Below are 9,691 nucleotides of genomic sequence, written 5' to 3' on the forward strand. Positions count from 1 at the left end.
ACCATGCTGGACACCGAACGCGGCATCTGGGTGCCGCCGCACCGCCGCCGGGTCGGCCATNNCGNCGNNCNNCNGCNGGCGTGCGCGAAGCGGGCGCGGTGCTGGAGGCGGACGTGCTGTCACACGCGCCCGACGGGCTGTCGCGCCTCAGGATCGACGCGGGCGTTCTGGAACTGCCGGGCGTGCAGGCCGAGGTGGGCGCGCGCGTGCGGCTGCGGGTGCTGGCGCAGGATGTGATCCTGTCGCTGGAAAAGCCCGCGGGGCTGTCTTCGGTCAATATCCTGCCGGTGCGGATCGATCATGTGCATCCCGGCGGCGGGCCGGGTGCCGCCATCGCGCTGAGCGCCGGGCGCGACAGGCTGCTGGCGCGGGTAACGGCCCGCGCGGTGGCGGACCTGTCGCTGCGTCCGGGGCTGGACTGCTATGCGATCCTGAAGGCCACCACGGTGGCTCCCGGCAGCATCGGGCGCTAGCCCGCGACCGGGGCGCGGCCCATCTTGGACCGCAGGCGTTCCAGCAGTTCGTTTTGCGGAATATCGGCATCTATCGCCAGTTTGCGCAGCCCGAAATGCACATGGGCCATATCCTGATAATAGCTGGTATAGGCGTAGTTCGTGGCCGCCCCCGCCGCAGCACCAAGGATCGGAACCGCCTGCGCCGCCAGCTTCTGGCCCAGCACCACCGCGAGCCGCGGGGCGACCTTGGCGATCACCGCCTGCATGGCCCGCCCCGAGAGCGCGACCCGCGCCGACAGAAAACCCAGATCGGAGCCGTCATCGCCCGAAAGCGGGCCTGCCGCGGAAAAGACCTGCACGCAGTCGAACTGCACGTTCTCGGCCTCCGGATCGAAGCCGTATTCCACCGCGACACCTTCGATCACCCGCAGCAGCAGCGTGGTGGTGACGGGCAGTTCGGCCATGGCGGTGGGCAGGCCCCCGGCGCCGCCGACGGCGCCCATGGCGGCGCTGACCGCCTGATTGAGCCAGCTTTTCTGGTCCGGCACCATGGCACGGCTGGAATGGGCCGCCTTCATCGCCTGACCCAGCGCCTTTACGGTCGCGCCTTCGAGATTGCGGCGCACCACCGTGGGCAGGCGTTCGATAAGGTTGTCGGCCTGCCCGCCGATCAGGTTCAGGACATTGATGCCCACGCCGCCGGCCTGCTTGTAACGCGCGGCAATCGCGTCCAGCCGGGCGTCGACATCCACGGTCGCGGGAACATTGCTTTCGATCAACATGGGCGCGGCCCTCCTTGCGGGATAATGTGGGCGCGGGCGGCGCGAAATCAATCCGTCCAGCGCGTAACCTCGCCCGCGATGCCGTCCCATGCGCCGGGCAGCAGCGCCCGGCCCAGCACCCGGTCGGGGTTGGTGGGGGGCGGCATCACCACCTCTTCGAGCCGGGTAAAGCCGAACCGCCCGTAATAGGGTGCATCGCCCACCAGCATCACCCGGTTCCAGCCCAGCGGCACGGCATGGACAAGCGAGCCTTCGATCAGATCGCGGCCCAGCCCCTCGCCCTGACGTGTCGGATGGACGGCCACCGGTCCCAGCAGGAGCGAAGGCTCCCCGCCCACGCGCACCGGCCAATAGCGGATCGCCCCGGCCAGAATGCCCCCTGTGTCGCGGGCCACATGGCTGAGCCCCGCCAGCGGCGGCACGCCGTCGCGCAGCCGGTAGGAGGACAGCGCCTTGCGCCCCGGCGCGAAACAGGTGTCGAGCAGAGCCTCCACCTCCCAGTCGTCGGCGGGCATTTCCGGCATCAATCGGTACAAGGGCCGCTCCCACGGGCGGGGGTTTGAGGTGGCATTGCCCCTAGCATGGCGGTAGCCATGGGGCAAACCACAAGGAGTCAGCATGTTTTATCGTCCGGAATCAGGCCATGGCCTGCCCCATAACCCGTTCAACGCCATCGTGACGCCCCGGCCCATCGGCTGGATTTCGAGCCGCGACGCGGAGGGCCGCGACAACCTCGCGCCCTATTCCTTTTTCAACGGCGTGGCCTATACCCCGCCGCAGGTGATGTTCGCCTCCACCGGGCAGAAGCCGGATGTGGACGGCACCAAGGACAGCGTGGCCAACATCCGCGAGACCGGGGTCTTCTGCGTCAACGTGGTGGAATATGCCGCACGCGATGCGATGAACCTGTCTTCGGCCACCCTGCCCCACGGCAGCGATGAATTCGAACATGCCGGGATCGAGAAGGCGGCCTGTGACCTTATCGACTGCGCGCGAGTGGCCAATGCGCCCGCGAACCTCGAATGCCGGGTGACCCAGATCGTCAAGATCGAGGGAGACGTGAACTATGTCGTCTTCGGCGAGGTCGTCGGCGTGCATCTGCGCGACGACTGCATCGTGGACGGGCGGTTCGACGTAACGCGCTACGTGCCGCTGAGCCGGTTGGGATACCGCGACTATACCGCCGTGCGCGAGGTGTTCGAGATGGTCCGCCCCGACGATTGAGCGGGGTGCGCCCTATCTTGGGCGCGGCGCGGGGGGGTGGCCGCCGGAGGGCGCTGCCCTCCGGACCTCCCGGGATTTGGGCCATTTGGAAGCGCTGAGGGGCCCGGGTTCCCCGCGGGGAACCCAAGCTATTGATTAACAAATGTTTTTTCAATCTTACCCTAGCGGACGCTGGGAAGGGCCCGGGCGCAACGGCGTTCAGTGCGCGCCGAGGATGCCGGTGCGGACCTGATAATTGACCGCCAGCTCGTATTCGGGGTCATCGTCGCTGTCGACCATGAGATGCCCGGCCTTCGTGAGCAGGCGGTGGCAGTCGCGGCTGAGGTGGCGCAGTTGCAGGCGTTTGCCGGCCTCTTCGTATTTCGCGGCCATCGCCTCGATCGCCTGAAGCGCGGACTGGTCCACCACCCGGCTGTCGGCGAAATCCACGATCACCTCGGCGGGGTCGTTCTGCACGTCGAAAAGCTCGGCGAAGCCGTCGGAGGAGCCGAAGAAGAGCGGGCCCTGAATGCGGTAGACCTTGGTGCCCTCGGCGGTGATCTCCGTCCGGGCGTGGATGCGGCGCGCATTGTTCCAGGCATAGGCCAGCGCCGAGACGATCACGCCGACGACGACCGCGACGGCGAGGTCCTCCATCACTGTCACCACGGTGACCAGCAGGATCACGAAGGCATCCATCGGCGGTACCTTCAGCAGGATGGTCAGCGAGTTCCACGCGAAGGTGCCGATCACCACCATGAACATCACGCCCACCAGTGCCGCCAGCGGAATAAGTTCGATCACCGGGGCGCCGATCAGGATAAACAGCAGCAGGAAGACCGCCGCGGCGATGCCCGCCACCCGGGTCCGCCCGCCCGATTTCACGTTGATCATCGACTGGCCGATCATGGCGCAGCCGCCCATGCCGCCGAAGAACCCGGTGACGGTATTGGCCACACCCTGCGCGATACATTCCTGACTGGCGCCGCCGCGGGTGTTCGTCAGATCGCTGACGAGGTTGAGCGTCAGCAGCGATTCGATGAGCCCGATGGCGGCGAGGATGATGGCATAGGGCAGGATGATCTCGAATGTTTCCCAGTTGAGCGGGACCATCGGGATGTGGAACGTCGGCAGCCCGCCCTGAATGGAGGCGAGATCGCCCACGCGGGGCACCTCCATCCCGGTGAAGATGACCACTCCGGCCACGATGCCGATGCCCGCGAGGGGGGCGGGGATGATGCGTGTGATGCGCGGCATGATCCAGATGATCGCCATGGTCGCCGCCACGAGGGCCAGCATCAGGTAGAGGGGCTGGCCGCTCAGCCATTCGCCGCCGCCCATGCCGTGACCCGTATCCACCATGGTGCCGGGCACCTTGAACTGGCTCATCTGGGCGAGGAAGATCACGATGGCCAGACCGTTGACGAAGCCCAGCATCACCGGGTGGGGCACCAGCCGGATGAACTTGCCCCACTGCATGACCCCGGCGAAGACCTGTATCAGCCCCATCAGCACCACCGTGGCAAAGAGGTATTCGACCCCGTGCTGCGCCACCAGCGCCACCATCACCACCGCGAGCGCGCCCGTGGCCCCCGAGATCATGCCGGGGCGGCCACCGATCAGCGCGGTGATCAGCCCCACGATGAATGCGGCATAAAGCCCCACCAGCGGGTGCACCCCCGCGACGAAGGCAAAGGCCACCGCTTCGGGCACCAGCGCCAGCGCCACGGTCAGCCCCGACAAGAGCTCGATCCGCAACCGGCCGATGCTGAACCCCTGTTCGGGCATCCAGCGCAGGTCTGTCACATCGAGTTTCTTGGTAAAGCTGTGCAAGGTCGCGCGCGCCATCGGACATCCTGTTCAGAATCTGGAAAGCACCGGATATCGGAGAGCGGTCCGCCGGTTCCGGGGTCCCTACCCGCTTTCACCGCGAATGGAAACCCTGACGCCCGGGCGGGGGCGTGGCGCGGCGTGCTTGCAGTTTCCGGGCGAAGGCGGCAAGACTTCGCCCGACAGCGGGAGAATGACATGACGGCGACCAGGTTGGGCGTGATCGGCGGATCGGGCATCTACGACATCGAAGGGCTGGAGGATGCCGAATGGGTGACGGTGGAAACGCCGTGGGGCGCGCCGTCGGACGCGATCATGACCGGGCGGCTGGGCGGCGTGGAGATGGCCTTCCTGCCGCGCCATGGCCGCGGCCATGTGCATGCGCCCGCCGATGTGCCCTACCGCGCCAATATCGACGCGCTGAAGCGGCTGGGCTGTACGGACATCATCTCTGTCTCGGCCTGCGGGTCGTTCCGGGATGAGATGAAGCCCGGCGATTTCGTCATCGTGGACCAGTTCATCGACCGCACCATCGCGCGGGAGAAATCCTTTTTCGGCAGCGGCTGCGTGGCGCATGTGAGCGTGGCGCATCCCACCTGCCCGCGTCTGGGTGCGGCCTGCGCCGAAGCAGCCCGGGCGGCGGGCGTCACGGTGCACGACGGGGGCACCTACCTTGCCATGGAGGGGCCGCAGTTCTCCACCCTCGCGGAATCGCGCATGTACCGCGAAAGCTGGGGCGCGGATGTGATCGGCATGACCAACATGCCCGAGGCCAAGCTCGCCCGGGAAGCGGAGCTGTGCTATGCCAGCGTTGCCATGATCACCGATTACGACAGCTGGCACCCCGACCACGGCGAGGTGGACGTGACCGAGATCATCGCGACGCTGATGGGCAATGCCGACAAGGGGCGGGCCATGGTGGCGGGGCTGCCCGCCCTTCTGGGTGCTGCGCGCGCGCCCTGCCCGCATGGCTGTGACCGGGCGCTGGAATACGCGATCCTGACCCGACCGGAGGCCCGCGACCCGGCGCTGGTGGCCAAGCTGGATGCGGTGGCGGGGCGCGTTCTCTGACCTCGGTGTCCGTGGCCGGGGTTTCATGAGTATTTGAAAAAGGGTGAAGGGAACGCGCCGGACTTGGCGGCACGGCCCTAACGCTGTATGGCGGTCCGCGCAGATATGGACCGGCGGGAGAGTGACGTGAAACGAGTGGAAGATTACATCCGTACCATCGTGGATTTCCCCCATGAGGGGATCATGTTCCGGGATGTGACCACGCTCTTCGCCGATCCGCGCGGCTTTCGCATGGCGATCGACCAGATGCTGCATCCCTATGCCGGGATCGACATCGACAAGGTCGTGGGGCTGGAGGCGCGGGGCTTTATCCTTGGCGGCGCCATCGCGCACCAGTTGAGCGTGGGGTTCGTGCCGATCCGCAAGAAGGGCAAGCTGCCGGGCCGCACGATTTCGCAGGATTACAAGCTGGAATACGGCGAGGCGATCGTTGAGATCCACGATGACGCCATCGCGGAAGGCGAAAAGGTTCTGGTGGTCGACGACCTGCTGGCCACGGGCGGGACTGCGGAGGCCGGGATCAAGCTGATCCGGAGGCTGGGCGGCGAGATCGTATCGACCGCCTTCATCATCGACCTGCCCGAACTGGGCGGGCGCGCCCGGCTGGAGGCGATGGGCATGGAGGTTCATGCCCTGTGCGCCTTTGACGGGCATTGAGCGCTTCGCTGACGATCGTGTGACCCGCGCCGGGGGTGCCAGCCGCCCCGCCCGCCCTATCTTTCCGCTTGAAATGCGAACAGATGGGTAAGGATACACGTAAATGGCGAAAGATTCCTCCTCCTCCGGTGACAGCGATACGCCGGTTCTCGATGCGGTCTTCGACCGGCTGGACATCTCGGACGATGCCCGCAAGCTCCTGAGCGCGCCCAAGCGGCAGCTCGCTATTGCGGTGCCCATTCGCTGCGATGACGGGACGCTTGCGATCTACGAGGGCTGGCGGGTGCAGTTCAACGACGTGCTGGGGCCGACCAAGGGGGGCATCCGCTTTCATCAGGACGTGACGCTGGAAGAGGTGACCGACCTCGCCCGTTGGATGACGCTGAAATGCGCGCTGCTCGACCTGCCTTTCGGCGGGGCCAAGGGCGGCGTGCGGGTCGATCCCAAGTCGCTGTCGAAGCAGGAGGTCGAGCGGCTGTCTCGGTCCTACCTGCAGGAGGTGCAGGACCTGATCGGGCCGGACCGGGACATCCCGGCGCCGGATGTGAATACCAATGGCATGATCATGGGCTGGATGATCGACGAATACGCCCAGATCACCCGCAGGCAGCAGCCCGCGGCGATCACCGGCAAGCCGCTGCCGCTGGGGGGGTCCGAAGGGCGCGTGGCCGCCACCGGGCAAGGCGCGCTTTACGTGTTGCGTGAATGGGCCAAGCGCCACGACCGCAAGCCCGGGGATACCCGCGTCGCGGTGCAGGGGTTCGGCAATGCCGGCGCGCATTTCGCCATGCTGGCGCATGAGGCGGGGTTCAAGGTGGTTGCCGTCTCCGACTCCGGCGGGGCCACCTATGCCAAGGGCGGGCTCGATCCCGAACCGCTGCACCGGCAGAAGGAAGAGGGCAAGAGCCTCGACGACATATATGGCTCCCGGTCAGTGTCCGACAGCGAGGATCACGAACAACTCGACGCGAAAGAATTGCTGTCGCTCGACGTGGACGTGCTGGCGCTGGCGGCGCTGGAGAACGCGGTGACCAAAGACAACGTCGGCGACGTCAAGGCCGACACGGTGCTGGAAATCGCCAACGGGCCCGTCAGCACCGGGGCCGATGCCGCCCTTGCGGAACGGGGGGTTGCCGTGCTGCCGGACATCCTCGTGAACGCGGGGGGTGTCACCGTGAGCTATTACGAATGGATACAGGGCCGCTCCGGCGAACGCTGGGAAGAGGAGATGGTCCGCGACCGGCTGGAGACGCGGATGGTCAAGACCGCCAACGCCTGTTTCGACCGCGCCGAGGCGGATGAGACGCCCCTGCGCCATGCGGCCTATGCCATCGCGGTGGAACGCATCGCCGCCGCTGTCGAGAGCCGCGGAGATTCGTGCTATTTCCGGGGCTGACCCCGCGCCTTCCAAATGGTCTTAAATCCCGGGGGCCGCGGGGGCTGGCCCCCGCGGCTCAGCCTACCTCGGGCAGCACCGCTCCGGGGTTCATGATCCCCGCAGGGTCGAGCGCATCCTTGATGGCGCGCATGGCCGCGCCCTTGACCGGATCGCCGTAGCGTTCGAGGTCCCCTGTCTTCAGCCGCCCGATCCCGTGTTCGGCGCTGATCGAGCCGCCCAGTTCATGGGTCAGGTCGTGGACCGTGCGCTTGATGGCGTCGCGCTGCGCCGCGTGGTCCTGCCGGCTGCGGCCGGGGGCCGGAAAGATGTTGTAGTGCAGGTTGCCGTCTCCCACATGGCCGAAGCAATTGATGCGGAACTGCCCCAGTGCCGCGATGGCCTCGCCCCCGCGGGCGATGAATTCGGGGATCGCGCCCAAGGGGACAGAGATATCGTGGCTCGAAACCGATCCGATGCGGCGGTTCGCTTCGGGTATCATTTCCCGTATCTGCCAGAAGTCCGCCGCCTGCTGGCGGTTCTGCGCGATGAGGCCGTCGGTCACGTGGCCCGCCTCCGATCCGCGCAGGAAGACCTCCTCCAGCGCCGATTGCGGGTCGCCCTGCCCGCTGGTGCCCAGTTCGATCAGCACCACCCATTCGGGCGGCGTGGCAAAGGGCTGACGCAGGTCGGGCAGCGTTTCGGCGAGGAAGTCAAACCCCTGCCGGTGCATCAGTTCGAAGGCGCTGATGACCTCGCCCACCGTGTCGCGCGCGCAGGACAGCAGCGCCAGCGCCGCCGCCGGGTCGGACACCACCAGAAGCGCGGTGCCGCTGCGCGCGGGACGGGCAAAGAGCTTGAGCGAGGCGGCGGTGATCACGCCCAGCGTGCCTTCGGCGCCGATCAGCAGGTTGCGCAGATCGTAGCCCATGTTGTTCTTGCGCAGCCGGGTCAGCCCGTTCCAGATGCGGCCGTCGGGCATCACCGCTTCGAGCCCGAGGCAGAGATCGCGCGCGTTGCCGTAGCGCAGAACGCCGGTGCCGCCCGCGTTGGTGGAGAGCAGCCCCCCGATCCGGGCCGAACCTTCGGAGGCGAGGCTGAGCGGGAAGAGCCGGTTCGCCTCTTCCGCGGCGGTCTGCACATCGGCGAGGATCGCGCCGGCCTCGGCCACGATCACGTTTTCATCCGCATGGACGGCGCGGATCGCCGTCATCCGTTCCAGCGACAGGACCAGCGGCTGCGCCCTTTCGGCCATGATCTGCCCGCCCACCAGCCCGGTGCCGCCGCCGTAGGGGACGAGCGGCACGCGATGTTCCGCGGCGCAGCGGACGATGGCAGCGACCTGCTGCGCGGTGCGGGGCAAGGCCAGGGTTGCGGGCCGCCCGGCGTAGCGGCCGCGCGGCTCTTCGAGGTAGTGCGCGTCGGCGGGCCGCAGGCTGTCGTCGGGCAGTTCGGCGGCCAGCCGGTCGGTAAAGGCGGCGTCCGCGTCGTTGAGGCTGTGCGATGTCATGGCGAAGTGATCCCCCCATCGCCCGCGTGATGCAAGCGCCTAATCGTCGCGCCGCAGATAGGCCGGGCGCAGCACCATGACCGTGGGCCGCCCCGGCAGCGTATCGCGGGAGAGGGTGAGCGCGGGGCCTTCGAGGTCCACCACCGTGAAGCTGTCGGCCATGCCCGCCAGGAAATCGTTCAGCGCGAATTCGGAGAACCAGTGCATCGGGATCACGACGGAGGCGCGCAGCCGTTTGAGGACCGCGATCATGGTGGGCAAGTCCAGCGTCAGCCCGCCGTCCACCGGGGCCATGACCACGTCGAGCCGCCCGAGGGCCGCGTATTGTTCGGCGTCGGGGGCGTGATGCAGATGGCCGAGGTGCCCGATACACAGACCGGCCATTTCGAAGACGAAAATCGAATTGCCGCGCGGCTCCACCCCGGCAAAGGCGGAGCGGATGTCGGTGGAGACGTTGCGCACCAGCACTTCGCCCAGATCGAGCCGGTGGTCGATCCCCTCTCCGAAGGGGCCCCAGCCGGGCAGGACATGGGGGATGGCCGGGTCCGGGGCTGCCGTCCAATGGCTGTCATGGGCGTGGTTCATCGTCACGACGTCCGGGATCAGCGGCAGGGTGCCGGTGAAGCCGGTGTAATCGGTCACGAGGTTCAGCCCGCCGTGGCTGCGGATCAGGAAACTGGCGTGGGCGATGTAGTGGAGAAACACGGTTTCGCGCGCCACCTGCGGCAGGCTGGCCCGGTGCAGATAGCGCAGGCCGGGTGCGGCATTGGCCAATGCGACGCAGTGGCTCGGCGTGCGTTCGGTCAGG

At 67.3% G+C, this 9,691-nt stretch carries 10 protein-coding genes; 5 read left to right on the plus strand and 5 right to left on the minus strand.

The window, feature by feature from the left end; translation table 11 throughout:
* The first annotated feature begins 302 nt into the window (after positions 1-302).
* The gene (locus tag A3728_RS23960; RefSeq protein WP_443069425.1) at positions 303-473 is read left to right on the plus strand and encodes a TOBE domain-containing protein; all 171 of its coding nucleotides are present in this window, start codon (positions 303-305) and stop codon (positions 471-473) included.
* Here the strand turns inward: A3728_RS23960 and A3728_RS06630 are convergent.
* Together A3728_RS06630 and A3728_RS06635 are read right to left on the minus strand one after the other, a co-directional pair.
* The gene (locus A3728_RS06630) at positions 470-1,237 is read right to left on the minus strand and encodes an EcsC family protein (RefSeq protein ID WP_067921388.1); all 768 of its coding nucleotides are present in this window, start codon (positions 1,235-1,237) and stop codon (positions 470-472) included. The genes A3728_RS23960 and A3728_RS06630 overlap by 4 nt on opposite strands.
* 47 nt (positions 1,238-1,284) lie before the next feature.
* Positions 1,285-1,761: a GNAT family N-acetyltransferase gene (locus tag A3728_RS06635; protein WP_067921390.1), complete on the minus strand. Its 477-nt coding sequence runs from the start codon at positions 1,759-1,761 to the stop codon at positions 1,285-1,287.
* Positions 1,762-1,855: 94 nt separating this feature from the next.
* Here A3728_RS06635 and A3728_RS06640 point away from each other — a divergent pair, with 94 nt between their 5' ends.
* The gene (locus A3728_RS06640; protein ID WP_067921393.1) at positions 1,856-2,461 is read left to right on the plus strand and encodes a flavin reductase family protein; all 606 of its coding nucleotides are present in this window, start codon (positions 1,856-1,858) and stop codon (positions 2,459-2,461) included.
* Between the two features lie 198 nt (positions 2,462-2,659).
* On the opposite strand, the gene A3728_RS06645 is transcribed toward A3728_RS06640, so the two are convergent.
* Positions 2,660-4,288 carry a SulP family inorganic anion transporter gene (locus tag A3728_RS06645; RefSeq protein WP_067921395.1) on the minus strand — a complete coding sequence of 543 codons (1,629 nt, stop codon included), beginning with the start codon at positions 4,286-4,288 and terminating at the stop codon, positions 2,660-2,662.
* Between the two features lie 180 nt (positions 4,289-4,468).
* Here A3728_RS06645 and A3728_RS06650 point away from each other — a divergent pair, with 180 nt between their 5' ends.
* From A3728_RS06650 to A3728_RS06660, 3 genes are all read left to right on the plus strand, one after another.
* Positions 4,469-5,341 carry an S-methyl-5'-thioadenosine phosphorylase gene (locus A3728_RS06650; RefSeq protein ID WP_067921398.1) on the plus strand — a complete coding sequence of 291 codons (873 nt, stop codon included), beginning with the start codon at positions 4,469-4,471 and terminating at the stop codon, positions 5,339-5,341.
* Positions 5,342-5,467: 126 nt separating this feature from the next.
* A complete protein-coding gene (locus tag A3728_RS06655) occupies positions 5,468-5,998 on the plus strand; it encodes an adenine phosphoribosyltransferase (RefSeq protein WP_150120672.1) in 531 nt (176 codons plus the stop codon).
* 103 nt (positions 5,999-6,101) lie between these two features.
* Complete coding sequence (locus A3728_RS06660) at positions 6,102-7,394, plus strand: Glu/Leu/Phe/Val family dehydrogenase (RefSeq protein ID WP_067921400.1); 1,293 nt, start codon at positions 6,102-6,104, stop codon at positions 7,392-7,394.
* Positions 7,395-7,452: 58 nt separating this feature from the next.
* Here the strand turns inward: A3728_RS06660 and A3728_RS06665 are convergent, their stop codons facing one another.
* Complete coding sequence (locus tag A3728_RS06665) at positions 7,453-8,883, minus strand: FAD-binding oxidoreductase (RefSeq protein ID WP_067921401.1); 1,431 nt, start codon at positions 8,881-8,883, stop codon at positions 7,453-7,455.
* Between the two features lie 39 nt (positions 8,884-8,922).
* Positions 8,923-9,690: an MBL fold metallo-hydrolase gene (locus A3728_RS06670; RefSeq protein WP_067921403.1), complete on the minus strand. Its 768-nt coding sequence runs from the start codon at positions 9,688-9,690 to the stop codon at positions 8,923-8,925.
* Position 9,691 lies beyond the last annotated feature (1 nt).

The sequence above is a fragment of the Sulfitobacter sp. HI0040 genome, from assembly GCF_001634885.1.
In the GTDB taxonomy this organism is placed as follows: Bacteria; Pseudomonadota; Alphaproteobacteria; order Rhodobacterales; family Rhodobacteraceae; genus Sulfitobacter.

What these genes read in the sequence shown, in the direction of transcription:
- A3728_RS06630 (WP_067921388.1), bottom strand. Translation starts at nt 1,237, where the DNA reads ATGTTGATCGAAAGCAATGTTCCCGCGACCGTGGATGTCGACGCCCGG.
- A3728_RS06635 (WP_067921390.1), bottom strand. Translation starts at nt 1,761, where the DNA reads ATGCCGGAAATGCCCGCCGACGACTGGGAGGTGGAGGCTCTGCTCGAC.
- A3728_RS06640 (WP_067921393.1), top strand. Translation starts at nt 1,856, where the DNA reads ATGTTTTATCGTCCGGAATCAGGCCATGGCCTGCCCCATAACCCGTTC.
- A3728_RS06645 (WP_067921395.1), bottom strand. Translation starts at nt 4,288, where the DNA reads ATGGCGCGCGCGACCTTGCACAGCTTTACCAAGAAACTCGATGTGACA.
- A3728_RS06650 (WP_067921398.1), top strand. Translation starts at nt 4,469, where the DNA reads ATGACGGCGACCAGGTTGGGCGTGATCGGCGGATCGGGCATCTACGAC.
- A3728_RS06660 (WP_067921400.1), top strand. Translation starts at nt 6,102, where the DNA reads ATGGCGAAAGATTCCTCCTCCTCCGGTGACAGCGATACGCCGGTTCTC.
- A3728_RS06665 (WP_067921401.1), bottom strand. Translation starts at nt 8,883, where the DNA reads ATGACATCGCACAGCCTCAACGACGCGGACGCCGCCTTTACCGACCGG.